Below are 26779 nucleotides of genomic sequence, written 5' to 3' on the forward strand. Positions count from 1 at the left end.
GGGAGAATTATGGCAGAAATTAAACTGAAAAAAAGAGAAGAGATGGATCCGGCGTACTGCTGGGATCTTTCCAGCCTGTTTGCCAGCGATGCGGCATTTGAAGAAACAGAGCGGAAAATCGAGAAAAAAATTGAGACATTCCGTTCCAGACAGGGAACCATGAAAGAAAGTGCAGAAGCACTGTACCGTGTCCTTTCGGATCTGGACGAAATCAGTCGTGTATTTTCCAGCCTGTATGTATATGCAAGTCAGAAATACCATCAGGACATGGGAAATCAGAAATATCAGGGATATGCAGGAAAGATGGACAGCATGATGGCGGTTCTCGCAGACGCAGCTTCCTTTGTGGAACCGGAAATTCTGGAGCTCGATGAGGAAACGGTTGCGAAATTTGAAGAGACGTATGAACCACTCCGTCTGTATGACCGCGTATTAAAAGAAAATTTCCGAAAAAAGGAGCATATTCTTTCACCGGAAATGGAGGCTGTTCTTGCAAAAGCCGGAGAGATGGCAGCCAGCCCGGATCAGATTTTCTCAGCTTTTTCAAATGCAGACCTCAGATTTTCACCGGTCACGGATGCCAAAGGAAATCAGGTTCCGTTAAGCCATGGTACGTTTATCGGATTTTTACAGTCGAAGGACCGCCGTGTGAGAAAAGAGGCGTTTGAAAAATATTATGCCGAATATGAAAAACACAAAAACATGCTTGCCGCAACATTTGGCGCAAATCTGAAGCAGGCAGCGTTTTTCGCAGATGTGCGGAAGTATCCGTCTGCTCTGGCAGCGTCGCTGGATGGCGGAAATATACCGGTCTCGGTTTATGACAAGCTGCTTGAGGCAATTCATGCAAAAATGCCGGCCATGTATCGTTACGTGGCATTGCGCAAGAAGCTTCTTGGGGTAGAAGAGCTTCATATGTATGATGTATACGTTTCTCTGACGAAAAAGTACGAACAGAAGTATACGTATGAGCAGGCGACCGAGATTGTAAAGAAAGCACTTGCTGTGCTTGGTGAGGACTATGTGGCACTGCTGGAAAAAGGATTTTCAGAGCATTGGGTTGATGTCTACGAAAATGAAGGAAAACGCAGCGGCGCTTATTCCTGGGGATCTTACGATTCTCATCCGTATGTGCTGATGAGCTTTGACGGAAACATTGACTCTGTCTTTACCCTGGCGCACGAAATGGGTCATTCGCTGCATACCTGGTATTCCAACCATACACAACCGTATACGTATGCAGAGTACCGTCTTTTTGTTGCCGAAGTGGCATCAACCTGCAATGAGGCTCTGCTGATCCGCTATCTGCTTGAGCATGCGAAGGAAAAAGAGGAGAAAATTTTCCTGCTGAATTATTTCCTGGACCAGTTTAAGGGAACGGTATTCCGTCAGACTATGTTTGCAGAATTCGAAAAACGGATTCATGAGAAAATGGCAGAGGACGGCACACTGACCGCAGATGGCATTTCCGAGCTGTACCTGTCGATCAATAAGGAATATTTCGGACCGGATATGATTTCAGATCCGCAGATTGCGCTGGAGTGGGCGAGAATTCCGCATTTTTACACGCCGTTCTACGTGTATCAGTATGCAACGGGTTTTTCCGCTGCGATTGCGATCAGCAGCAAAATCCTGGCTGGGGAACCGGGCATTGTGGAAAAGTACAAACAGTTCTTAAGCGGTGGCTGCTCGATGGATCCGATCGACCTTTTAAAAATCTGCGGCGTCGATATGACAAAGCCGGAGCCGGTGGAAGAGGCACTGGATGTCTTTGCTTCTTATGTGGAGGAACTGGAGAAGCTTACGGCACAAGAAGAGTAAAAGTTAAAAGTGCATAAAAAACAATGGAAATATGTGTGAAAAATATACAAAGTTTGGCGCGCTTTTCCCTTGAAAAAGTTTTTGAATATGTTACAATATTATTACGGAATAAAAATAGAAAACTGGGATATGAAAAAAAATTGCGATTAAGAGGGAGAATTTCCATATTTCTGTCGAAGAAAGGAAATTAAGCAAAATATTTTCGGAAGGCGGTTTTGACCTTAAAAACAGGGCAGCCGCAGCCGGTTTTTTGAAAAAACAGACGGATAGCAGATGAATAAAGGGTGAGAGTATGAATTTATATGAGGCTATTTTTGTTAGAAAATCAGTAAGAAATTATTGTTTCGACACGCTTCCGCCGCAGACATTAGATAAGATTTGGGAGCATTACAAGGAAATGCCGGCGTTGTTTTCCGGCATCGGTGTGGATATGGCGATTCTGGACAACCGGAAAGGGCAGGAGAGAATGCTCAGTATGTTCAGTGTGAAGGCGCCGTATTATATGGCTTTTTATTCGGAGGAGTCAGAGCGATACCTGATGAATGTGGGCTATATTATGGAGCAGATGGTGCTGTATCTGTGCAGTATCGGACTGGGAACCTGTTTTATCGGAAGTAATCGTGTGAAAAAGGCGGAGCTTGAGAAGAACGGAAAGCGGCTGGTGGGGATCGTCGCTTTTGGTAAGAGTCATGGTTCGCATACGAGACGGCAAAGTGAGGCAAAGAGACTGCCACTGGAGGATCTTTGCGTGTTCAAAGAGGTGCCGCGGCAGTGGATGACGCAGATGCTGGAGGCGGCGAGACTGTCGCCATCCAGTATGAACAGCCAGCCGTGGAGATTTGTGGTTTATGATAACAGGATTCATATTTTCTCGAAGAAGCACAGTGTGGAGAAGCTTCGGAAGTGGGATGAGGTGAATTTTGGGATTATGTTTGCAAATATGATGGTGGCAGCGGAGGAGCTGTGGCTGGATGTCGACCTGATCAGACTCGGGGATATTTCGCAGAAAAACTTCTCAAATAATCAGTATGTGCTGAGCGCGATTCTGAAGGCGTAGAGGTGAATACGGACGACCGCGGACGACCTCGTGCGGCTTCGTACCTGCGGTGCAGCGGGCGAGAAAAAGAGGGCGGAACTTGTAGCGCGGAAGGGGCCCGGAAAAATGGGAATCAACGCAATTCGTCAGGAAACCTGATGGTTTCCCGACTCAGTGCGTTTTGACCTCTGGTGTTGTGCACCAGAGGTCATCCCATTTTTCCGGGCCCCTTCTGCGCTCACAGTTCTTGCCCTCTTTTTCTATGCCCGCTGCACCGCAGGCACGAAGCCACGCGAGGTCTGACGGTGGGGACGGGGGTAAAGCGTCTGGATCCGCCAGGAGGCGGATCGGCGTGAGCATGTGGGGTGGATAGAGGTCTGGATCCGCCAGGAGGCGGATCGGCGTGAGCATGTGGGGTGGATAGAGGTCTGGATCCGCCAGGAGGCGGATCGGCGTGAGCATGTGGGGTGGATAGAGGTCTGGATCCGCTAGGAGGCGGATCGGCGTGAGTATGTGAGGTTGGGAGGACGGATGGAAAGGAGTCTGGATTCGTCAGGAGGGTGGTTCGGTGTGAATTTGTGGGGGGAAGACAGCTGTGCGGGTGTCTGATGGAGAGCGAAAATTGAGGGAATCGTAGATACTTTTGATTTTTTTTGAAAAAAATTGAAAATAGGTATTGACAAATGAGGGGAGTTCCTGTATAGTATCATTTGTAAGGTGCAGCGAGCACTTAGCAAGATAAAAATTAATAAATGCGCGAGTGGCTCAGGGGTGGAGTACAACCTTGCCAAGGTTGGGGTCGCGGGTTCGAATCCCGTCTCGCGCTCTGCTGGAAACCGGAATGTGTAAGCATTCCGGTTTTTGCGTTGTGGAAAAATAGATGAAAAAGAAATCTTATTTTTAAAACTTAAGAATATTGCATTTTAAATTTTCATATGCTATAATGCCGATAGGCAATGAAATGAATGGCTTGCAAAGTCAACAAAAGCCCCACGAGCTGCAACTCGTGGGGCTTTCTGTGCCTTTTGGGCAAGGCGGCTTAAACCTTAGGCTGGCTGCCAGTTATTTCTTACCGTCCAGCCATTTGCAGATATAGTAGGCTACTATACTTGCCATAACGGAAAGAAAAAATGAAATGAAATGAATAGAATAGTTCTTGCACTGTCAACCCTCCCTTCTCTGCCTGTCTGGGAGTGGCAACGTTCATTAGTATAACATACAATTCTTATTTCTAAAATAAAAAAATTCCCTGTTTTTATAAAAATTCAAGGCTTCGAAAAAAAGTTCTTGCCCGGTAGTTACTACCGTACGGTATGCTAAGGATAACAAAGCAAATCAGCGAAAGGGGAATGTAGTATGAACATTACGATGGAGAATTTTAAAACCGCAAAGTATGATGTGTTTTCTATTTTTGATGACCGCTGGGGTTTGTGTACTGCGGGTACGCCAAGGGAGTATAATACGATGACGATCGGATGGGGTACGATGGGGACGATCTGGGGACCGCCAAAGAAAGGAAAGCAGATCATTACCGTATTTATCCGGGAAAGCCGCCGGACGCATCAGATTCTGCAGAAGGAAGACGAGTTTACGGTCTGCTTTTTTCCAGAGAAATATCGGAAGGATCTTGGAATCCTGGGATCAAAATCGGGAAATGATGTGCCGGATAAGATCAGTCTGACCAGTCTGACACCGAAGATGCTGGGAAATGCGGTTGGATTTGAAGAGGCAGAGCTGACCTTTGTCTGCAAAAAAATCTATGCGGTCAGAATGGAGAAAGAAGATCTGCCGGAATTTACGCGCGATACTTTATATAAAGATGGCGATCTCCATTATCTGTATATGGGCGAGATTGAAGATGTCTTTGGCATGATTGAGGAATGAAACAGGAAAATTGGCGTGATGTATCAGTATTTCTTATCACAATCTTGTATATACTGCACCGGGCAGAAAGGCATCAGACTGCGTGAAATGCGGAAAATGTGAGAAAGTATGTCTGCAGCACCTGCAGATCAGAAACCTGCTGGAGGATGTGGTGAAAGAGTTTGAAGCGGAGCGTGCTTGAAAAAATTTCCGAAATTTACAAAAAGTACATCTGATCAGGGAGTAACCTGATCAGATGTACTTTTTTGTACGCAGTATATCAGAGTTTGATCCAAGGGGACCATTCTGCTGCAGAATAATTGGATTAATAGTTGGCTTTATAAGAATTTCTCTTTTCCGCCGTTACGCGGTGCATCCGCTCTGCCATTACAACCATCAGAATCAAAATGGCCATCAGGAATACCGGATACAGTCCGAAGGAAATATGCTGGCCGAGAACACCGAAAACCGGCGGCATCAGGCAGGTTCCGACGTAAGCAAAGGCCATCTGGATGCCGATGATTCCCTGGCTTAAGTCGGCACCGAAGTTTGCCGGTGTCTCGTGAATGATGGAAGGATAAATCGGCGCACAGCCAAGTCCGATCAGGATCAGGCCGATAAACAGAAGGGAATCGCCAAGCGGCAGCAGCATCAGAATCGTGCCGACTGCGATCACAGCCTGTCCGAGCCGGATCATTTTCTGGTCATTTAATTTCATTGTGATGAAACCGCAGAAGAACCGTCCGATCGTGATGCCAACGTAGAACAGGCTTGCCCAGCTTGCCGCACGCTTTGCATCGATGCCGCGGAACAAAGTACAGTAGCTTGCAGCCCACATGCCGGCAGTAGATTCTACCGCACAGTAGCAGAAGAAGCAGGTCAGAACCTCTTTGACACCGGGAACGCGGATCAGGCGGGAAAAACTTCTCTGTTCCGGAACGGAGTTCTCATCTGCAGAAGTATCAGCAGATGGCTTCTGCCAGAGAGGAAGACTGAAAAATAAAATCAGAGTCAGCACAATCTGGAACAGGGCGATGGTACGGTAGCCGTTGTTCCAGGTGGAATGATTGATGGCATATCCCATGACGACCGGACCGGTGCTGCATCCGACGCCCCACATACAGTGCAGCCAGCTCATATGGCGGGCTTTATAGTGCAGGGCAACGTAGTTGTTCAGGGCTGCGTCCACGCTTCCGGCGCCGAGGCCATAGGGGATACCCCAGAGGCAGAGGGCGAGAAAAGAGTGGCTGACGGAGAATCCAAACAGCGCCACTGCTGTTGTGAGAACGCTTACTGCCGTGATTTTTCCGGTGCCGAAGCGGGTATTCAGACGGTCGCTGTTCAAACTGGATACGATTGTTCCGGCGGCAATAATCATAGAAATGATGCCGGCAGAAGAAACAGAAGTTCCAAGCTCCTGATACATGACCGGCCACGCTGAGCCGAGCAGAGAATCCGGCAGTCCGAGACTGATGAATGCCAGATAAATGACTGGTAACAAAAGTGAAACCATGGTAAAAACCTCCTCTTAAGAAAAGATAAAATAAGAATGAATCGTTTTCTTGCGTTTAACGCAAAACCAAGATTCATAAGCAGTTTTAAAGTATCATAACCGATAAAAAGAATCAATACTTTCTTTTTTTGATTTTACAGTAAAATCTTTGTGGAAAAAGCTGTAAATTTATTTATTAATGTAGATTATTTTTTATATCAAATTTATTAGTTGTACTTTACAGTACGGAGAAGATCGTGGTACACTAAAAGAAGACTGGTTGCGGTTCCCGCATCGGTGAACAGTAACCGGGCATCCCGGTTTGCCGGGGCATTCATATTTAAGAGAACACAAGGGAGAAAAAATACACAAAGAGAGGTAGACAAGAAATGGGAGGCTTTTTTGGAGTTGCATCAAGAAAAGACTGTACACTGGAACTGTTTTATGGAGTAGACTATCACTCACATCTCGGAACAAGAAGAGGCGGTATGGCGACATACGGAGCAAATGGCTTTTCACGTGCTATCCACAACATTGAAAATTCACCGTTCCGTACAAAATTTGAGCGTGATGTGGAAGAAATGGAGGGAAACCTCGGCATTGGCTGCATTTCCGACTATGAACCGCAGCCGCTTTTGATCCAGTCACACCTTGGAAGCTTTGCGATTACCACGGTTGGAAAAATCAACAACATGGATCAGCTTTTAAAAGAGGTTTACGGCAACGGCCGTACCCATTTCCAGGAGATGAGCACCGGTCAGATCAATGCAACCGAGCTTGCGGCATCTCTGATCTGCAGTGAAAAGACGATTCCGGAGGGCATCCGCCATCTGCAGGATGTTGTTGACGGTTCCATGACGCTGTTGCTGCTGACAAAAGACGGCATCTACGCTGCGCGCGATAAAAAAGGCCGCACCCCGCTTGTTATTGGAAAGAAAGAGGGAGCGTACTGCGCATCCTTTGAAAATTTTGCATATCTGAACCTGGGTTACACGGATTACCATGAACTCGGACCGGGTGAGATTGACTTTATTACGCCGGAGAGCGTCGAGATGCTCGTGCCGCCGCAGGAGGAGATGAAGATCTGCTCCTTCCTGTGGGTTTACTATGGTTACCCGACTGCGTCCTATGAGGGGATCAATGTAGAGGAGATGCGGTATCACTGCGGCGCCATGCTTGCCAAACGTGATGCGGGAAGCAATGTCCACCCGGATCTCATTGCAGGCGTGCCGGATTCCGGCATTGCGCATGCAATCGGCTATGCGAATGAGTCCAAAGTTCCGTTTGCAAGACCATTCATCAAATATACCCCGACCTGGCCACGCTCCTTTATGCCGACCAACCAGGAACAGAGAAATCTGATTGCCCGAATGAAGCTGATCCCGGTGCAGGCACTGATCGATCAGAAAAAACTGCTGCTGATCGACGACTCCATCGTGCGCGGTACGCAGCTCCGTGAGACAACGGAATTTTTATATCAGAGTGGTGCAAAAGAAGTTCATGTCCGCCCGGCGTGCCCGCCGCTGTTGTATGGCTGCAAATTCCTGAATTTCTCCCGCTCCAAATCCGAGCTGGATCTGATCACCAGACGGATTATTCTGGAAAAAGAGGGAGAAAACGCAGAGAAAGTACTGGAAGAGTATGCAGATCCGACCAGCGACCGCTACGAGTCCATGTGCCAGGAAATCTGCCGCCGTCAGAATTTCACCAGCCTCAGATATCACCGTCTGGACGATCTGGTAGAGTCGATCGGACTGCCGAAATGCAAAATGTGTACCTATTGCTTTGACGGAAAAGAATAAACAGGTTATAATGGTTTTTAAACAGGCCAGCTGACAGAAAAATAAGAGTCTGTCGGCTGGCTTTTTTCTGTAGGAAAAAGAAGAAAAATATATTGGAGGCTTACCTATGGGGATTAGTATTCTGATTGTAGATGATGATAAGCTTCTGGTGGAAAAGCTGGAAGAAACCGTCAACTGGAGCGGAATTGGAATTGATATGGTATTTACGGCAAACAACATCCGCCAGGCGCAGAAGCTGCTGGAAGAGTATCCGATTGAAATGCTGCTGTGTGACATTGATATGCCACAGGGCAACGGGCTGGAGCTTCTGGAATGGATCCGGTACAAAAAGCTGGATATTGAATGTACCTTCCTGAGCAGCTATGCAAATTTCGCGTATGCGCAGATGGCGCTGAAGCTGTCATCAAGGGAATATCTGTTAAAACCGATTTCCAATGTGGATCTGGAAACAGCGCTGCGCAGAATTGTCGGGATTGTGCAGGAAAAACATCAAAAACAGAAGAAACAGGAGAAAAAAGGAGAGAATGAAAAGCAATTCTGGGAGGATCTTCTGGTTCAGTGTCTGCAGGAGGAGTATTGGATTGAAAGGGCAAAAAAGAGCGGATATTGTACTCCGGATGAGACCTTCCGTCTGATTCTGCTGCGGGTACTGGAAATTCCGGATAAGGAACATTATAAAAAGGAGATCAGCTTATATAATTTTGTGATTACAAATGTTCTGACGGAATATGTGGAAACAACAGAAATGAAACTGGAAACCGTGGTACATGTCAGCGATCTGGAATGGGCAGTTGTGTTGCGAAATCACGGAAGTGCGATGGGAACGCAGGAGGAACTGGCAGAACTGCGGACCTGTCTGGCGGGTGCGTTTCCGGCAAGATTCTGCATGTACATGGGAAAACCGGCGGTACTGGATGAGATTTCAAAGAGCCGCGATCAGCTCGAAGAGATGGAAAAGTATGTAGTGCCGGATGAAACAGGGATTCTGTATGAGACACGCTGGTCTTTCGTAGAGCGCGATTATCAGGAAGTGCCGTGGAAAACGTATCTGGCTGAGATGGAGCGATCCGATTCCCTTGCGGCTGTGCGGGAAAAGCTGCAGGAATATCTGAAAAAGCGTGAGAAAAGCGGCGGTCTGCGAAAAGATTTCACAAGTCGTTTTTTTGAAGAAATGATACAGAATATATATGTTTATTTAAAAGAGAGCAATATTGTTTTCGGACAGATTTTTGACAGTGAAGAGTATGAAACGAAACGGAGAGAGGCGGTTCTCTCTGTGGTAGGTGCCCATGCGTTCATCGATTATCTGTTTGATGTGCTGGAAGGTCAGAAAAAGAACGAATCCCGCAGTGACAATGTGGTGGAGCAGCTAAAAGACTATATCGAACAGAATCTGAACGAGGATCTTTCAAGATCCGTGCTTGCAGGAAAAGTGTTCCTCTCAGAGGACTACGTTTCCAAAATTTTTATGAAAACAACGGGAATGTCGCTTCCGAATTATATTGCTGAGCGGCGCATTGAGCGGGCAAAGGAGTATTTGCGCAGTTCATCGCTTCCGATTAGCAAAATTGCGATGGAAGTCGGCTATGGAAATTTTTCTTATTTCAGTAAAACGTTCCGGGAGCTGGTCGGATGTACACCAAATGAGTACCGGAGCAGACAAAAATAACAAAAAAACGATGTCAATAACAAAAAAACGTTCTGATTAAAAAAGAGATGTGAAAAGACATCTCTTTTTTAATATACAGACTGCCGGAAAATGATAGAAAAACGCCCCTCTTTTTTGTATAATATGTTCATCGGTTGAAACGAGAGCATGAAAAAGAAAAATTGTAACGATTCAGAGCCATGCGAAATGGAAGAAAAATCGAGATGGGACTCTGAACAGTTACGAAAAATTTAAAGGAAAGAAGGGATGATATGTGAGCGCCAACCATAGTAAAACCAAAAAGAAGAGTTCCATAGGATTTGTAGAGGGAGTGAGAAGAAGCAGGCCATTATATTTACTGATGATTCCTTCTATTATCATTTTTGCACTGTTTACGTACTACCCGATGTACGGAATTGTGATTGCATTTAAAAACTTTACACCTGCGGATGGAATTATGGGAAGCAGCTGGGCTGGACTGAAATACTTCAAACAGTACTTTAACTCCTATCAGTTCGGTCTGACCATTAAAAACACAATTATCATCAGTCTTTACACCATCGCGGTAACATTCCCGCTTCCGGTTATCATGGGACTGCTGGTTAACCAGATGAAGGCACAGAAGTTTAAAAAATTCTTCCAGGTATCAACCTATCTGCCGCACTTCATCTCCACCGTTGTTATGGCCGGAATGCTGATCCTGTTTCTTTCCCCAAGTACAGGTATTATCGCAAAGCTGGTCGGACTGCTTGGATTCAAGCTCCCGAACCTGATGGGAAGTGCAAAAGCATTCCCGCACATTTATGTATGGTCTGAGGCATGGCAGCATGTAGGATGGGACAGTATCCTCTATATCGCAACACTTTCCTCTGTAGACCCGACCCTGTATGAAGCGGCAACGATGGACGGCGCCAACAAATGGCACAAAATGATCCACATCGACGTTCCGGCTCTGCTGCCGACGGCAACCATCATGTTTATCATGAGAATGGGAAGCGTTATGAGCGTTGGATTTGAGAAGGTTTACCTGCTGCAGAATACACTGAACAGTACCTCAAGTGAGATCATTTCCACCTATGTGTATAAGATGGGCCTTGTGAGCAGCCAGTACAGCCTTTCCGCTGCAATTGGCCTGTTTAACAACATTATCAACCTGGTTCTTCTTCTGGCAGTCAACTTCATTTCCAGTAAAATGAGTGATACCTCACTGATCTGACAGAATTTTGAGCCTACATAGGAATGGAGAGCAAAGATATGAGTAAAGCAAAAGCAGTATCAACAAATAAAGTAAAGAAATCCAGAGAAGACTGGATTTTCGATATCATCCTGTATACGATCGGCGTGCTTCTGATCATCATCACCCTGTATCCGATGTACTTCATCATCATTGCATCGTTCAGTGATCCGGCAGCCGTATCCAACGGACAGATTATGTTCCTTCCGAAAGGAGTTAACTTCAAAGGATACAAACAGCTGGCGAGCTATGCAAAGCTGTGGACCGGCTACCGTAATACGATTGCTTACGTAATTATGGGAACGCTTGTGACACTCGTTGTCAATATTCCGGCTTCCTACGCGCTTTCCAGAAAGCATTTGTATGGAAGAAGATTTTTCACAGCATTTTACCTGATCCCGATGTTCTTCACCGGCGGTCTGATCCCAACCTACCTGGCAGTACAGAGATTTCATCTGCTGGACACCTTCTGGGTTATGGTTGTTCCGTTCTCCGTTGTAACGTATTACATCATCGTAGGACGAACGTTCTTCAACAACAGTATCCCGGAGGATCTCTGGGAGGCGGCGCAGCTGGATGGATGTGGATACCTTGGATTCTTCTTCAAGATTGTGCTTCCGCTTTCCAAAGCCGTTATCGCTGTTATTGCCCTGTGGGCAGCAGTAGGACAGTGGAACTCCTACTTTAATGCATTGATTTATATCCGAAGCGAAAGTCTGCAGCCGCTGCAGATTGTCCTTCGAAGCATTCTGGTCGGCAATCAGACCATGAGTGCCATGAGTACCGGCGCTGCAGCCGTTGAGGCAAAGCAGATGGCCGATCTTATCAAATACGCGATCATCGTGGTTTCCTCCGCGCCGATCATGTGTATGTACCCGTTAGTGCAGAAATACTTCAATCAGGGTGTTATGCTCGGATCACTGAAAGGCTGATCCTGCGGATAGGAGAGAAGTATTGCAAATAAAAATCATAAAGGAGAGATGATGATGCGAAAGAAAACAAAAATGGCCTGGAGCGTTGCTCTTTCGGCCGCAATGGCAGCTGGACTGCTTGCAGGATGTGGAAGCAATGGAGGAACGGAAAGTACGAGTGGAAGCACTGCAACAAGCTCTGCCAAGACAGAATCTTCTGCCAGTGACACGACAGATACCAGTGACCGCCCAACCTATAAGATTGCAACGGTAAGATGGACCGATACCTGGCCGACCGATTTCCTGCATGAAGGCGTCATGAAAGAAATCGAGGACAAGATGAATATCAACATCGACTGGCAGGTTTATTACAACAGTGACTGGTCCGAGCAGAAATCTCTGCTGCTGGCTTCCGGAGACCTCCCGGATGCATTTCTTGGCTCCATCTGCTTAACACAGGCAGATATGGCACAGAACAAATCGGCATTCCTGGATCTGACAGATCTGATCGAAAAAGATATGCCAAACCTGAAAGCAGCCTTTGAGGCTGATCCGGAACTGAAAGCAGTCTGCACCAGCCGTGACGGAAGAATCTACAGCTTACCGAAGAAGCTTCCGCTTCGTCCGAAGGTTTGCGGCGATGTTATGTGCATCAACCAGGAATGGCTGGATAACTTAGGACTGGAAACACCGAAGACCTATAAAGAACTGGAAGAGGTTCTTGTTAAATTTGCGACAGAAGATGCTGACGGCGATGGCGATCCGACCAACGAGATCGGTATCACAAATGCGGCAAGCAGCGGACTGTTAAGCGGTGATCTGCGCCACATCCTTTCCCCGTTCGGAACAATGGTAAGCCGTGACGGAAACTACATGGGACTGAATGGCGAAGGAAAACCGGTCTTCATGCCGATGGAAGAAAATTACAAAGAAGCAGTAAAATGGATGCGTCAGTTATGGGAAGAGGGCGTTGTTGACCCTGAGTACTTCACACAGGACGGCTCTATGCAGACAGCAAAACAGCAGGCAGATGGCGGTTCTCAGGTAGGTCTTATCTTTGGATGGACTGCAGATGCTCAGGTTGGCCCGAACGTAGATCAGTTTAAGACCCTTGAGGCAGTAGAAGGCTACGATGGAAACCACTACGTAGAAGCAGCAACCAATTACCTTGATATCTCCGACCGTGAGCTCATGATCTCCAAAGACTGTAAAGATCCTGACACCCTGCTGAAATGGGCAGATGAATTTTATACCGATCTTGCATCGTTACAGACCTTCTATGGTACGATCGGAAGCCAGATCACAGACAATGGCGACGGAACCTACAATGTAGATGTGCCAAGCGATGGATCTTCTCTGGATACTTCCGCATGGTCCAACTCCTTACGTGACTTCGGACCAAAATACATGAACGAGGATTTCTATGACAAAGTTTCTCTTCCGGAAGATCAGGGTGATGGTATCAAACTGGCAGACGATGCAATCAACGAGAAATATGTTGATACTGAGAAAAACTGCGGATTCCCGATGGTTCAGTATACCGACGAAGACCTTTCCAGAATCACGGCAATCGGAACCGATATCTATAAATATGTAGAAGCACAGTATGCGCACTGGGTAGTAGACGGCGGCATCGATGATGAGTGGGATTCCTACATCGATCAGCTGAAAGCTATGGGCATTGACGAGTTCCTCCAGATTCAGACAGATGCTTACAATGCATACAAAGAAAATCTGGCAAAATAAACAGAAAAAAATATTACCTGTAAGAAGCAGGTGTTGATCCGGCGGGTCAATGTCTGAGGTGCAAAACAGCAGGAGAAACGGCAGGCCAGAAATGACCTGCCGTTTTTGACAAAAGGAGGATTTTTACATGTTTTTGGAAAAAGAGGGGAAGTTAATTTATTCTTACGACGGCGAGACCGTCTGCATCGAAGCGTGGGGGAAAGATGCACTGCGTGTGCGTGCGACAAAAAATCGAAGCTTTACCGGCCGTGACTGGGCGCTGGAAGCAAAGGACGCGCATGCGGGAGAGGTTGAAATCTTTGAGGATCCATCAGCAAAAGGCGGAGCCTTTGCCAATATGTATGAGGGAACGGATACTTCCTACGGAAAAATCACAAATGGAAAGCTTCATGCAGTGATCGATTCCGGCAGCGTCATTACGTTCTATCATGAGGATGGAAGAGTTCTGTTAAAGGAGCATTTCCGCCGTCTGCGCGATGAGGAAAGCATGCCGCTCAACATCATGGGACGCGAGTACAGCAACGGCATCGGGGATAATTTCCGTATTGTGGCGCGTTTTGTGGCAAGAAAAGGCGAGAAAATCTTCGGAATGGGACAGTATCAGCAGCATGAGCTGGATCTGAAGGGCTGTATGCTGGAGCTGGCACAGAGAAACTCACAGGTCAGTGTTCCGTTCTATCTTTCCAGTATCGGCTACGGCTTCTTATGGAACAATCCGGGCGTCGGACAGGTGATGTTTGCGAATAATGGAACGGAATGGGTAACGGAATCCGGGAAAGAGATCGATTATCTTGTGATTGCAGGTGATACGCCTGCCGAGATCGAGGAGAATTATATGACGCTGACCGGAAAACCGCCGATGATGCCGGAATATGGCATGGGCTTCTGGCAGTGTAAGCTCCGCTACTGGAACCAGGAGCAGCTCTTGTCTGTCGCAAGAAAATACAAAGAGCTTGGCGTACCGCTTGATGTGATTGTCGTCGATTTCTTCCACTGGACGAAGCAGGGCGAGTTCAAATTTGATCCGAAATACTGGCCGGATGTGCCGGGCATGTGCCGCGAATTAAAGGAGATGGGAATTCAGGTTGTTGTGTCGGTATGGCCGACCGTCGACATTTATTCCGAAAACTTCGAGGAGATGAAGGAGAAGGGCTATCTGGTTCGCACGGAGCACGGTGTACCGCTGACGATGCTCTGCGGCGGAAATGAAGTTTTCTTCGATGCGACTAACCCGGATGCAAGAACATATGTCTGGGAGAAGATCAAGAAAAATTATTATGATCAGGGTGCCAAGCTCTTCTGGCTGGATGTGGCAGAGCCGGAATACAGCGTTTATGATTTCAAGAACTACCGTTATCAGCTCGGAAGCGTACAGGAGGTCGGAAATATTTATCCGAAATATTATCTGAAAGCGTTCTATGACGGCATGACGGCAGAAGGCGATACCATGCCGATCAGCCTGATCCGTTCTGCCTGGGCAGGCAGCGCGAAATATGGTGCACTCGTATGGTCAGGCGATATTGTAAGTACCTTTGAGTGCTTCCGGCGCCAGGTACAGGCAGGTCTTAACATGGCGGTTGCCGGTATTCCGTGGTGGACCACTGATATCGGCGGCTTCCACGGCGCAAGAACCGATGACCCGGATTTCCATCGTCTGTACATCCGCTGGTTTGAGTACGGATGCTTCTGCCCTGTCATGCGTCTGCACGGAAACCGCAACCCACAGGAGGGCTACGGTGCAGAGCAGATCGGATCCGGCAGCGATAATGAGATCTGGAGCTTTGGCGATAAGGCATATGAAATTTCAAAGAAATACATTTTCCTGCGTGAGCGCCTGAGAGATTATATCCGGACACAGATGAAGAAAGCACATGAGGACGGAACTCCGATGATGCGGCCTGTTTTCTATGATTTCCCGACAGATCAGGAAAGCTGGAATGTGGAGGATGCCTATCTGTTCGGACCGGATCTTTATGTTGCACCTGTGATGGAGGATCACGTAACGGAGCGCGAGGTTTATCTCCCGGATGGAACGGCATGGTTTAACGCATGGACCGGAGAAAAGTATGAGGGAGGACAGAACGTAACGGTTGCTGCACCGATGGATATCATTCCGGTATTCGTAAGGGAAGGAGCAGATACAGAACATCTGCTGAACATTTTTTCTGAATAAGAGAATGTTACCGCTCACCGGTACCCGGCAAACGGTAACAAAGAATCCTGTTTTCACCATGTGAAACACGGACTCTGCATGGACAAAGCGAAAAAATGTGATATAATGGGTTGTGTTACAAAGAACATAGCTGCAAATATATTCCGTGAGTGTAAAATGACTGCCGGAGCTGCGCGGTAAGGTGCGGCGTCCGGCAGTTGCTCTGTAGAAAAAAAGAGGGGTGGATGTGCTTATGAATCTCTGGCAGAAAGGAAAACGAAGGATGCTGCATAGCGTTCGAATACGCAGTATGAAAGATACGTCACTGCGGCTTGGAACTCCGGTTTTTCTGGTTTTGATGGGGCTTGTTGTCTGCCTGCTCTGGGGCATTTGGGAAAACCGCAAGCTGGCAGATAAATACATTGCCGATACGGCAAAGCTCTATGTTGATCAGATCAACCGTGATATGTCGCAGATCAACAGTGAACTGATCTATCTGCTGGATTCTGACAGCAATATCAAAGAAATCCCGGATCAGATAACATCGACAGATGCTCAGTATTATGAAATGGAGCAGACGCTGCGAGAGCGAAACCGTGTACTGAAAATCCGTTATCATGAGGTACAGACCTTCTTTGTCTACGGTCAGAAAGCCAATGTTCTGATTACGGACAGCGGAACTATGTTTACCGAGAGTAAGGGAATGACAACACTGAATCAGATGCTGATGTCATATCTGCAGATTATGACATCCAGGGATTCGATCAGCACACAATGGACCGTGATTACATTTGGCGATGACGACTATATTGTCGGCTGGTACGCGAAAAACAAGAAAGTCATCGGCTGTGTCATCAATCTGAATCTGATTTTCCGGACCATCCGCGCCAAAACAGAGGAGTATGATGTCATTCCGTTTATGGTAGATGCCAGAGGATGCGTGATGACGCAGGCAGACACATCGGAAAAATATAAGAATGAGATTATCGATTTTTCCAAAGCGAGAAAGAAGAAGGAGAAAAATGCGACGGTCTATTCCTACCAGCTTGGCACGGTCGGAAAAATCAATCTTATGGTTCTGCCGGGAGGAGGTATTCTTGAGAATGTATTGATTATGCAGATTGCATTTGTCGTCCTGATCGCGGTTCTTCTGATTGTCTGCGCATTGGAAATTACAGCATATTACCACCGGATTCTGGTACCGCTGGAAAAATTCGGACAAAAACTGGAGGATCTGGAAAAAGAGCAGAGTCTGAATGACGATGGAAGCAACAATCTGTTAGAGCTGGAGTCTGTGAGCGGCAAATTCAAGGAACTGCTGCGGAAAATACAGGGATTGAAAATTGCAATCTACGAAAAAGAGCTTGCCGAACAGAAAGCCGAGCTGGAATACACGCAGGAACAGATAAAGCCACACTTCTTTCTGAACTGCCTGAGCCTGATCCATGGCATTGCGGATAAGAATAACGAAGGCGAGATCGTTGAGATCACAACGGTGCTGTCCGACTATATGCGCTACATTTTCCAGGATTCCAAGAAGCAGCGCGATGTGGAGGAAGAGCTGGAACACATTGAGGCATATATCCGCATCCAGAAGCTGCGGTACGGAGAAGAAGCCTTTTCCTTTGAAGCAACGACGGATGGTGATATCGGAGAATGGAAGGTTCCGTCTCTTCTGCTACAGACACTGGTGGAAAACTCCGTAGTACACGGTGTATCCCTGGACCGGAAGAGCGAGATTTCCCTGTATCTGACAAATGAAACGTACGAGGACGGTGAGTACCTCTACATCTGTATTTCCGACACCGGAAACGGATTTTCGAAAGAGGCACTGGATGCAATCGAAAACGACACGCCTATCATCTACCACGGTCGTCACCATGTCGGCATCTCCAATATAAAACGCCGCCTGGCGCTGATGTACGGCGAACGGGCGAGCATTACGTGCTCCAATATGGATGAAAATTACGGAGCCGTCGTAGAGGTGCGGCTGCCGAAAACAGAATAAAGCGAAAAGAAAAAAGGCGGGAACCCGGAGAAACATAGAGGGTTCCCGCCTTTTTGCGTGAAAAAACTGCAAGAGCTTCCGGAACCTGATGGCTCCGGGAAGCTCCTGCAAAGGGGGAGATGATTCAAAAACTGTTTTCTGTATCAGATACGGGAAACTCCGTCATCGGTATAACGCTCATAGGAAGCGCCTTCGTATCCGACCATGCGGATGCTTTCCTCTTTGATATCCGGTACGGATTCTGCAAAATCGGCAACCGGGATTGCGCAGCCTTTGCGGATGAAGAGAGGAACCTCATTCAGGGCAACTTCTACGTAGTGGATACCTTTCGGAAGAACCTCCTGGAACATGTTTCCATTGCCGAGGAATTTTACAAACATCATTTCTTCCGGCAGATATACATAACGGCCGATGGCATTCTGAGTGTAAACCGGTGCAATCATGATCTCATTACCGATCATCAACTGATCTTCTGTATTTCTTGCCAGCTTGTCGTCCGGATAAACGAAGGCAAGCGGTTTGAAGTACATATCATCGTTTAAAGCAGCCTTCATGTACTCGCTGTACAGATACGGAACGAGGCGGTAGCGGACTCCGATGACGTTGCGGAAGTCTTCGATATGCTCAAACTGGTAAGGTTCCTGCTCACGTGTTCCGAGTGCAGCATGGTTTCTCATCAGAGGAGTGAAAACACCAAGTGCCAGCCAGCGAAGCAGCAGGTCTCTTGTGGTATTTGCACCGAATCCGCCGAGGTCGGCTCCGGTATAGAGGAAACCGCACATGTTGAGGGACGGCATCATCTTCAGATTCAGCAGGATGTGTGACCACCACGAGCAGTTGTCTCCGGTCCAGATTCCACCGTAACGGTGCATGCCGATGTAGGAAGAACGGGAGAACATCAGGATTCGCTTATCCGGGGAAATTCGTTCAAAAGCTTCACCGGCAGAACGTGTCATGTTGTAGCCAAACAGATTGTGTACCTTGTCATGGCGGACCTGTTCGCCGTTTACGTTGTGATAGAAGCGTTTATAGTCCTCATGGTTGTTTGCCAGTGCCTGAAGCTTTCCGCCTACCATGTAGTGCGGAACCTCCGGATCACCTTCCACATATTTCTTTGCAGTCTCCTTGAAATCAGCAAGGCCTTCCTGGGAATAGAAGATGGATGGCTCGTTCATGTCATTCCAGAAGGCATCGATTCCCTTGGAAACGAGAACATCGTATTTGTCGCCAAACCATTTTCTGGCATCTGCATTTAAGACATCCGGGAAATGAGTCCAGCCCGGCCATACAGTAGCTTCGAAGTAGGAGCCATCCTCGCGGCGGCAGAAGTAGCCTTTTTCACAGCCCTCTTCGTAAATGTCATAACCCTCTTCGACTTTCACACCGGCATCGATGATCGGAACGAGATGGATCTTTTCTTTTTTCATATCCTGTACAAAGCCCTCGAAATCCGGGAAACGTTCTTCATTTACGGTGAAGTCCTTGTAATCCTGCATGTAGTCGATATCCATGTAAACCATATCGAGCGGTACATGGTTTTCGCGGTATTTTTTCACTACCGTGCGGAAATCATCCTCTGTTTTGTAGCCCCAGCGGCTCTGACCGTAACCGAAAGCAAACTTCGGAGCAATGTAGCTGCGTCCGATGATGCCGCGGAACTGTTTTACGATATCAAGATCGGAATCACCGGTGATCATGTAAACGTAGAGATCTGCGTTTTCGCAGGAAACAGTCATTGTATCGGAAGTTGTGTAGCCGATATCGAAACGCAGGGTGCCCGGATAATCGAAGAAGAATCCTACGTGTGTCTTGCCGGAGATGATGATGAAGTTGTGTGCTGCATACAGAGAGGTTTTGCTCTCTACGTGGTTTGGATCATCAGCGCAGTCACTGATGTAAAGAAAACCGCGTTTGTTGATGCCGCGGTTGGCTTCGCCAAGTCCGAATACCATGTCCTCGTCAGCAAGCTTTGTAGTGAAGGAGAAGCCGTTCTCGGTGGAGAAGGTACCGTAATCCGGGTTTCCTTCGGAAGAGGGGATCTCTTTTACGACAGCTTCGGTTTCAAATGGGGTTCCGTAGACAAATTTTTTTACCATGTCATCCTCCTTGTAAAATAAATGGAAAATATAGTGTTTTGGTTAGGTTTAGCGCAACACCTTTGTAATTTTATTATAACAGGGATCGGAAAAATGTCTAGCAAAATTCTTCCTTTTTTTAACAAAAAAACGTGTACAGAAAAAAATCAGGTTATGTTGGCAGGCCTTCTGCGCGTTTCCGGAAATCTCTCGGCGTACAATGGTAAGTACGCAGAAAAATTTTGGAATAATAACTCTGATGATTGAAACCGCATGCGGTACAGATTTCCGCGATGGACATTTTGGTTGTGTTTAGCAGATGACAGCTTACTTCCAGACGGTAATGATTCAGAAAATCAATTGGGCTCTGGCAAAGATAGCGGCGGAAAATCTGACAGCATTTATTGCGGCAGACTTTTCCGGCGGCGGCGATCTCTTCCAGATTGATGGATTCACTGTAGTGGCTGTAAATATAGGAAACCATATCGCGCTGGATCAGAAGATCTGGATCCTGTGAGACGGCGGTGTTGCCGTCCGGCATCATCGGATGCGTGCGCAAAAGACGGCACCACAAAAGGGAAAGCAGAGCAGCAGCCTCGATTTCGTAGGCGGTTGGCTGTTCCTTCTTCAGCCGGAGAATTTCCGGGAGGGTCTGCAGCGCTTCAGTATCTTCCGGATTTTCCGGCTTCAGATGAAGATATTCCAGAGCCGGATTCGAAAGAACCGGCGTAATATAAGACTGGTACAGAACGCTGTTCGCGGTGAGGATTTTCGGATGGCACAGGATACAGATAAAGTCACATTCCTGGCCGTTTTCGGAATATCCGTAGTGCATCTGGCGGGAATTGACGATAATCGCCTCCCCGGCGTTTAAAAGGACTCTTTTTCCATTGATATAGTAGTTCATCTGACCGGAGCGGATCTGTACCCATTCGATATCCTCATGCCAGTGGCAGAGCGCCCGGTGATCTGGATAGGAAGAAAGCAGTCCTTCCCGGATATAAAGCGGAATGCCGACTTCATCGTAGCGGACGATCTCGGATGCGTCCTGCATGACTTTTGTAATTGGGTCATTTATCATAAAAACCTCCGTGAAAAAGTACAATTATTATAAAAAATAAGGAATATTGTCGTAGAAAAAACGCAAAACCTAAGATAATATGATTATAACATATACGTGTATGGAATAAAACAGAAAAAAGGAAAAAGAAATGAAAAATCAGAGGGAAATCAAGAAAAAAGATCCAGAATTCTACCGGAAACTTCTTGCACTGCTGATCCCGATGGTTGTACAGAATCTGATGAATGCACTGGTAAGTGCGTCCGATGCGTTAATGGTCGGTACGCTGGACCAGAATTCCCTGTCCGCAGTTTCGCTTGCCACACAGATTTCTTTTGTCCTGAATCTCTTTTATGCGGCGATTACGATCGGAACAACGGTCATGGTCGTTTATTTCCTGCTGAATCTGGATGAAATGATTAAGCTTCCTGCCGTTTACAGACACTATAAAAAATATCAGTGGGTGAATAATATTACCAGGGAGGATACAGAACAATGAAAAACGTAGAGAGAAGAGACAGACAGTTACCGTACATTTCCGATGCAGAGGTGATGGAGCAGCAGATGAATGCGAGAAGACTGACGCAGAAACTGAACACCATCGACCGTTCGGATTTTGACGGAATCGCAGCCATTGTAAAAGAACTGTTTGGAAAATCCGAGGGTGCATTTGTCAATCCGCCATTTTACTGTGACTATGGCTTTCATATTGAGGTCGGAAAAAATTTCTTTGCAAATTATAACTGCACCATTCTCGATGTGGCAAAGGTAAAAATCGGAGACAACTGCCAGATGGCGCCGAACGTTGCCATCTATACTGCAGGTCATCCGGTGCATCCGGCGGCAAGAAACAGTGCGTATGAATACGGCATTGAAGTTACCATCGGAGATAATGTCTGGATTGGCGGAAATACCGTTATTTTACCAGGCGTACATATCGGAGATAACGTTGTTATCGGCGGCGGAAGTGTTGTAACAAAGGACATTCCGGACTGGTCGATTGCAGCAGGAAATCCGTGTAAAGTCATTCGGAAGATTACCGAAGAAGATAAACAGTATTATTTCAGAGATAGAAAATTTGATGATGAAGCATGGGAGGTCATCAAAAATCTGTAAAAACGAAAAGCTTTCTTGGGCAGTTGTGCGATGAAAAAAACTCTGTACCGTATCCATCCGGGAATTTCCGGGGATGCGGTGCAGAGTTTTTTTGCGATAGGGAGACAGGAGATTCTGCCGGATTTTGCTGTGGCAAAAAAATGTGAATCCTGCTTTTGTGCAGCAAAAAATGCCCAGAGCCGGAATCGAACCAGCGACACGAGGATTTTCAGTCCTCTGCTCTACCAACTGAGCTATCTGGGCATTTTGATTTCCTGTTGGAAACCTTTGTTAATATAACATGGATTCGCGAAAATTGCAACTGTTTTATCGAAAATCTCGAAAAAATTGTGCTTTTGGAGGAATGGCGGTGTATTTTCGTTCGAGAATGTGGTAGTATAAAAGATATGCAAAGAGGAACCAAGGAGAAGTATTAGAAAGATTATGAAAATTATTCTGACTGCGGTCAACGCAAAATATATTCATTCCAATCTCGCAGTTTATACACTGCAGGCGAGCGCGGAGAAAGCCGGCGTGTTCCCGGAGATCCGCGAATTTACGATCAATCAGTCAAAGGATTCCATGCTGCGAAGCCTGTTTCTGGCGCGTGCAGACGTTGTCTGCGTTTCCTGCTACATCTGGAATATATCAATCGTAGAGGATCTGATTACAGAATATCATAAAATCAGTCCGAAAACAAAGATCTGGCTTGGCGGGCCGGAGGTTTCGTACCATGCAGAGGAGATGCTGGAACAGTATCCGTTCCTTGCCGGAATTATGAAAGGCGAGGGAGAAGTGACTTTCCGGGAAATAGCAGTTTATTATCAGAACCAGGGGAATGGGATGGAGGGGAAAACGCTGGAGGAGATCCATGGCATTACATACCGTGATGCAGACGGTGCAGTCAAAAGCAACCCGTGGCGTCCGGTTATGGATCTGTCCGAGGTGGATTTTCCCTATGCAAACCTGAAAAAATTTGAGAACCGCATCATTTATTATGAGTCGAGCCGTGGCTGTCCGTTCTCGTGCAGCTACTGCCTTTCTTCCATTGATAAAAGGCTCCGGTTCCGAAATCTCGATCTCGTAAAAAAGGAGCTTGCCTTCTTTTTGGAGCAGAAGGTACCGCAGGTTAAATTTGTAGATCGTACCTTCAACTGCAAAAAAGATCACGCAATGGCGATCTGGAAATTCATCGCAGAACATGATAATGGTGTGACAAATTTCCATTTTGAAATTGCTGCCGATCTGATTACGGAAGAAGAGCTGGAACTTTTGAATACGCTGCGGCCGGGACTCGTACAGCTCGAGATCGGCGTGCAGTCTACGAATCCGCAGACGATCGAAGCAATTCACCGGAAGATGGATTTTGGAAAAGTGACAGAGATTGTCAATCGGATTGCGAAAGGAAGAAACATCCACCAGCATCTGGACCTGATTGCGGGACTTCCCTACGAGGACTATGCAAGTTTCCGCCGTTCTTTTGCGGATGTCTATGCGCTCCGGCCGCAGCAGCTGCAGCTCGGATTTTTAAAAGTGCTTCGAGGCTCCTTTATGTATGAGCATACGAAAGAATATGACTGCCATTATCAGGAACGGGAGCCGTATGAGGTGCTTTATACAAAATGGCTGCCGTATGATGATGTGCTGAAACTGAAAGACGTGGAAGAGATGGTAGAAGTCTATTACAACAGCGGTCAGTTTGTCCACACGCTGCCGATGATCGAGCGGTTGTATGAGAACCCGTTCGACTTCTTCCAGGAACTCGGTGATTTCTACCGGGCAAAGGGCTACAGTGAGGCGGCGCATAACCGGATCCAGCGGTATGAAATTCTGCTCGAGTTTTTACGGGACGAAAAACAGCAGGACGAAGCATTCTTCCGCCAGATGATGGTACTCGATCTGTATGCGCGGGAAAATATGAAGACGCGGCCGCATTTTGCAAAGGATCCGTCGGAATGGAAAAACGAATCGCGTGATTTTTACCAGAAGGAAGCCGAAACGAGAACGCTTCTGCCATCGTATACGACATACGATTGGAAGCAGCTGCAGCGCATGACGCATGTGGAAGTTTTTGATTACGATGTGCTCGGAAACGGGGAAAAGGCGCGTATGGTACTCCTGTTTGATTATCAGAAGCGCGATCCGCTGACGGGAAATGCGGAGATGATCGACTGTAGTGAGCTTTTTTACGCTTGACATTTCAAAAGAACATGAGATACTAGAAAAGGTAATAAAAGATGAAAATACAAGATTTTGTAGTGCTCGATCTTGAGACAACGGGTCTTTCTGTAAAGGAAGACCAGATTCTGGAGATCGGTGCAGTAAAAGTGCAGGGCGGAGAGGTCACGGCATCGTATGAGACTTTCGTCAATCCGGGCAGAAAAGTGCCGGAGCGGATCACGGAACTCACCGGAATCCGGGATGAGATGATTGCGAATGCGCCCGATGTGGAGACTGCTGTCCGCGGCTTTCTGGATTTCTGCGGCGGCCTGCCGCTTCTGGGGCACAATATTCTGTTCGATTACAGCTTCATCAAGCAGGCAGCGATAAATGCCCGTCTGGACTTTGAAAAAGAAGCGTGGGATACGTTGAAAATTGCACGGAAAGCCCTCCCGGATCTGGAGAGCAGAAGCCTTGAAGCACTCTGCGGCTACTATCAGATCCCGCGGGAACACGCACACCGTGCGATGGACGATGTGCTGGAAACGCTGGCACTGTTCCGAAAACTGGAAGAAGGATTTTCGGAAGATCACCCGGAATGGTTTGCCGCAGCGCCTCTGAAGGCCAAAATGAAACGTGAGGTTCCGGCGACGGAGGCACAGAAAAAATATCTGGCGGATCTGATCCGGTACCATGAGCTGGATCTCGAACCGGAGTGGGGAGCACTCACAAAAAGCCGTGCATCCCGCATGATCGATCAGATTATTCTGGCACATGGAAGAATGGAAAAACGACAGAGAACTGAGAAAAAATAGAAGAGAAAAAGAAAGGATGGAACGATGAGTAATAAAGTCAATCGAAAAGCCCCGACAGAGGCACAGAAAAAGAAGAAAGATCCGCTGGCAAAGAAGAGAAATGCAGCAAAGATACTGGCATTGATTCTTGCAGTGGTTATGGTGCTTGGTATGGTTCTTCCAGCACTTTTATGGCTGGTGTAAAGAGATTCTGTAAAAGACAGAGTGAAATGGGAAACGGATCAAGAAGAGGCACAGTATGAAAAACAGCAGAAAAATGAGAGGCCTGCTGGTGATGCTTATCGCATTCGCATTCTGCTTTCTGGCAGAACCAGTCAAAGCGGATGACCGGACAGCGCTGGACGGAATCTATGTAGAAGACATTTCCGTCGGCGGTATGACCGAAGAGCAGATCACACAGGCAGTAAACGACAAAATTGAACAGTTAAAACCCTCGGTTATCAACCTGTCTGCCGGAGAGCAGAATGCACAGGTGACAGCAGGGGATCTCGGACTTTCCTGTGCCAACCCGGAGGTGGCAAGAGAAGCCGTCACAATCGGGCAGGAAGGCAATGTACTGAAGCGGTTCCTGACACAGAACCGGCTCAAAAATGGAGAGACGGTGACGTTTTCCCTGAAATATACAGTCGATGGCGAGGCAGCGCGCCAGGCGGTAGAAAACAACACGGCTGTGCTGAACCGCGAGGCAACAGATGCAACGCTGACCCGCGAAAACGGCGAATTTATCGTCAATCCGGGCCAGACCGGATGCAGCGTCAACGTGGATGAGTCCATGGCGAAGGTTGTCAATTACCTGACGACAAGCTGGCGGGGCGGCATCGGCGGCGTAGAACTGGTAACAGAAGAAACACCGGCAGGCGGTAATCCGGAGCAGCTTGCACTTGTCAAAGATCTGCTCGGCGAGGGTACGACGGAGTATGGCAACGGTACGAGCGGCAGAAAACAGAATGTCGCAGTCGGCGCAGAGAAGATTAACGGAACGCTGGTACAGCCGGGCGAGGAATTTTCCGTAGAGGCGGTCGTTGTGCCGTTTGATGCGGAAAATGGTTATGCACTGGCAGCATCGTATGAGATGGGCAAGGTCGTCGATTCGTACGGCGGCGGTATCTGCCAGGTTTCCACAACGCTCTATGTTGCTGTCTTAAAAGCAGAGCTTGAGGTGACGGAGCGGTACAGCCATTCCATGATTGTCCACTATGTGGATCCGTCGATGGATGCGGCGATTGCAGAGGGATTGAAAGACCTGAAATTCATCAACAATACGGATGCGCCGATTTATATTGAGGCGAGCGCGGACGGAAGCACCCTGCATTTTGCCATCTACGGCCATGAGACGAGAGATCCGAACCGCACGGTCCGCTATGAGAGTGAGACGACAAACACGGAGGATCCGACGCCGAGCCTGACGGAAGATGCGAATGCATCGTTTGGAACAATTGAACAGACATCGTACGGCTATCAGGGTTCGACGGCGCGGCTGTGGAAGATTGTGAATGACAATGGAAATGAGACGAAGGAGCAGGTGAATTCCAGCACTTACCGCATGACATCGGATGTCTATACCGTGGGAACAAAGACGGACAATGCAGCGGCGCGTGCGGAAATGCAGGCGGCGATTGCGGCAAATGATCTTGCAAAAGCAAAGGAAGTTGCAGCGAAATACAGCCAGAGCAGTTCGTCATCGAGTTCTTCGGAGAAGAAGGAAGACAGCAGCGATGATTCGGATTCGGATGGTACGGAAAAGACGGACGACAGCAGCAATACAGAGAAAACGGAGGACGATGAGGACTAGGCGTTTTCTGGTTACAGTTCGCTGGGAACCAGTGAACTGTAACATTTTCCGTGAAAAATGGGAAAGCAG

Annotated in this window: 19 protein-coding genes and 2 tRNA genes; 17 read left to right on the forward strand and 4 right to left on the reverse strand. The window is 47.4% G+C overall.

From position 1 onward, the window contains the following. The first annotated feature begins 9 nt into the window (after positions 1-9). The 4 genes from pepF (at position 10) to DXD92_RS07900 (ending at position 4741) form a co-directional block, all read left to right on the forward strand. Entirely contained in the window at positions 10-1821 is a 1812-nt protein-coding gene (gene pepF / locus DXD92_RS07880; protein ID WP_118594989.1) for an oligoendopeptidase F, read from the forward strand. Positions 1822-2113: 292 nt separating this feature from the next. Beyond that, complete coding sequence (locus DXD92_RS07885; RefSeq protein ID WP_022462268.1) at positions 2114-2878, forward strand: nitroreductase family protein; 765 nt, start codon at positions 2114-2116, stop codon at positions 2876-2878. A gap of 733 nt (positions 2879-3611) precedes the next feature. Continuing rightward, positions 3612-3683: transfer RNA gene (locus DXD92_RS07890), tRNA-Gly, on the forward strand. A gap of 530 nt (positions 3684-4213) precedes the next feature. Further along, positions 4214-4741 (forward strand): flavin reductase, encoded by a 528-nt coding sequence (locus DXD92_RS07900; RefSeq protein ID WP_117509337.1) that lies wholly within the window; start codon positions 4214-4216, stop codon positions 4739-4741. A gap of 304 nt (positions 4742-5045) precedes the next feature. On the opposite strand, the gene DXD92_RS07910 is transcribed toward DXD92_RS07900, so the two are convergent. Further along, complete coding sequence (locus tag DXD92_RS07910) at positions 5046-6233, reverse strand: MFS transporter (protein WP_118640365.1); 1188 nt, start codon at positions 6231-6233, stop codon at positions 5046-5048. 368 nt (positions 6234-6601) lie between these two features. Here DXD92_RS07910 and DXD92_RS07915 point away from each other — a divergent pair, with 368 nt between their 5' ends. The 7 genes from DXD92_RS07915 to DXD92_RS07945 all read left to right on the forward strand — a co-directional run bounded on the left by DXD92_RS07915 (position 6602) and on the right by DXD92_RS07945 (position 17713). After that, on the forward strand, positions 6602-8014 hold the full coding sequence (locus DXD92_RS07915; protein WP_055227987.1) for an amidophosphoribosyltransferase: 1413 nt from the start codon (positions 6602-6604) through the stop codon (positions 8012-8014). A 106-nt stretch (positions 8015-8120) separates the two neighbouring features. Next, complete coding sequence (locus DXD92_RS07920) at positions 8121-9683, forward strand: response regulator transcription factor (RefSeq protein ID WP_117802085.1); 1563 nt, start codon at positions 8121-8123, stop codon at positions 9681-9683. 253 nt (positions 9684-9936) lie between these two features. Next, entirely contained in the window at positions 9937-10878 is a 942-nt protein-coding gene (locus DXD92_RS07925; protein WP_243104862.1) for an ABC transporter permease, read from the forward strand. A 38-nt stretch (positions 10879-10916) separates the two neighbouring features. Further along, a complete protein-coding gene (locus tag DXD92_RS07930; RefSeq protein WP_118640366.1) occupies positions 10917-11828 on the forward strand; it encodes a carbohydrate ABC transporter permease in 912 nt (303 codons plus the stop codon). 54 nt (positions 11829-11882) lie between these two features. Further along, positions 11883-13553 (forward strand): extracellular solute-binding protein, encoded by a 1671-nt coding sequence (locus DXD92_RS07935; RefSeq protein WP_158581773.1) that lies wholly within the window; start codon positions 11883-11885, stop codon positions 13551-13553. Positions 13554-13680: 127 nt separating this feature from the next. Beyond that, on the forward strand, positions 13681-15726 hold the full coding sequence (locus DXD92_RS07940; protein WP_118640368.1) for a glycoside hydrolase family 31 protein: 2046 nt from the start codon (positions 13681-13683) through the stop codon (positions 15724-15726). A 232-nt stretch (positions 15727-15958) separates the two neighbouring features. Beyond that, positions 15959-17713: a sensor histidine kinase gene (locus tag DXD92_RS07945; RefSeq protein WP_118640369.1), complete on the forward strand. Its 1755-nt coding sequence runs from the start codon at positions 15959-15961 to the stop codon at positions 17711-17713. A gap of 143 nt (positions 17714-17856) precedes the next feature. On the opposite strand, the gene DXD92_RS07950 is transcribed toward DXD92_RS07945, so the two are convergent. Both DXD92_RS07950 and DXD92_RS07955 read right to left on the reverse strand, forming a co-directional pair. Then, positions 17857-19809, reverse strand: a complete 1953-nt coding sequence (locus tag DXD92_RS07950; RefSeq protein WP_118640370.1) for a glycoside hydrolase family 31 protein — start codon at positions 19807-19809, stop codon at positions 17857-17859. Positions 19810-19960: 151 nt separating this feature from the next. Next, entirely contained in the window at positions 19961-20869 is a 909-nt protein-coding gene (locus DXD92_RS07955) for an AraC family transcriptional regulator (RefSeq protein ID WP_022462407.1), read from the reverse strand. A gap of 130 nt (positions 20870-20999) precedes the next feature. On the opposite strand from DXD92_RS07955, the gene DXD92_RS07960 reads away from it, so the two are divergent. Together DXD92_RS07960 and DXD92_RS07965 are read left to right on the forward strand one after the other, a co-directional pair. Next, positions 21000-21347: an MATE family efflux transporter gene (locus DXD92_RS07960; RefSeq protein ID WP_022462408.1), complete on the forward strand. Its 348-nt coding sequence runs from the start codon at positions 21000-21002 to the stop codon at positions 21345-21347. Further along, a complete protein-coding gene (locus tag DXD92_RS07965; RefSeq protein WP_022462409.1) occupies positions 21344-21964 on the forward strand; it encodes a sugar O-acetyltransferase in 621 nt (206 codons plus the stop codon). Before DXD92_RS07960 ends, DXD92_RS07965 begins: the two co-directional genes overlap by 4 nt. Before the next feature lie 170 nt (positions 21965-22134). Here the strand turns inward: DXD92_RS07965 and DXD92_RS07970 are convergent. After that, positions 22135-22207 (reverse strand) — tRNA-Phe (locus DXD92_RS07970). Between the two features lie 180 nt (positions 22208-22387). Between DXD92_RS07970 and DXD92_RS07975 the strand changes: the two genes are divergently transcribed. The 4 genes from DXD92_RS07975 to DXD92_RS07985 are packed head-to-tail and all read left to right on the forward strand — an operon-like array spanning position 22388 to position 26710. Next, positions 22388-24139 carry a B12-binding domain-containing radical SAM protein gene (locus DXD92_RS07975; RefSeq protein WP_118640371.1) on the forward strand — a complete coding sequence of 584 codons (1752 nt, stop codon included), beginning with the start codon at positions 22388-22390 and terminating at the stop codon, positions 24137-24139. A gap of 41 nt (positions 24140-24180) precedes the next feature. Further along, on the forward strand, positions 24181-24918 hold the full coding sequence (locus tag DXD92_RS07980) for a 3'-5' exonuclease (protein WP_055220616.1): 738 nt from the start codon (positions 24181-24183) through the stop codon (positions 24916-24918). Positions 24919-24942: 24 nt separating this feature from the next. Further along, on the forward strand, positions 24943-25101 hold the full coding sequence (locus tag DXD92_RS18515) for a hypothetical protein (protein WP_022462412.1): 159 nt from the start codon (positions 24943-24945) through the stop codon (positions 25099-25101). 55 nt (positions 25102-25156) lie between these two features. Beyond that, positions 25157-26710, forward strand: coding sequence for a VanW family protein (locus DXD92_RS07985; RefSeq protein WP_118600860.1), 1554 nt, complete (start codon positions 25157-25159; stop codon positions 26708-26710). Positions 26711-26779: the final 69 nt, after the last annotated feature.

Origin of the sequence: Blautia sp. TM10-2 (assembly GCF_003480845.1) — a bacterium.
Lineage (GTDB): Bacteria > Bacillota > Clostridia > Lachnospirales > Lachnospiraceae > Fusicatenibacter > Fusicatenibacter saccharivorans.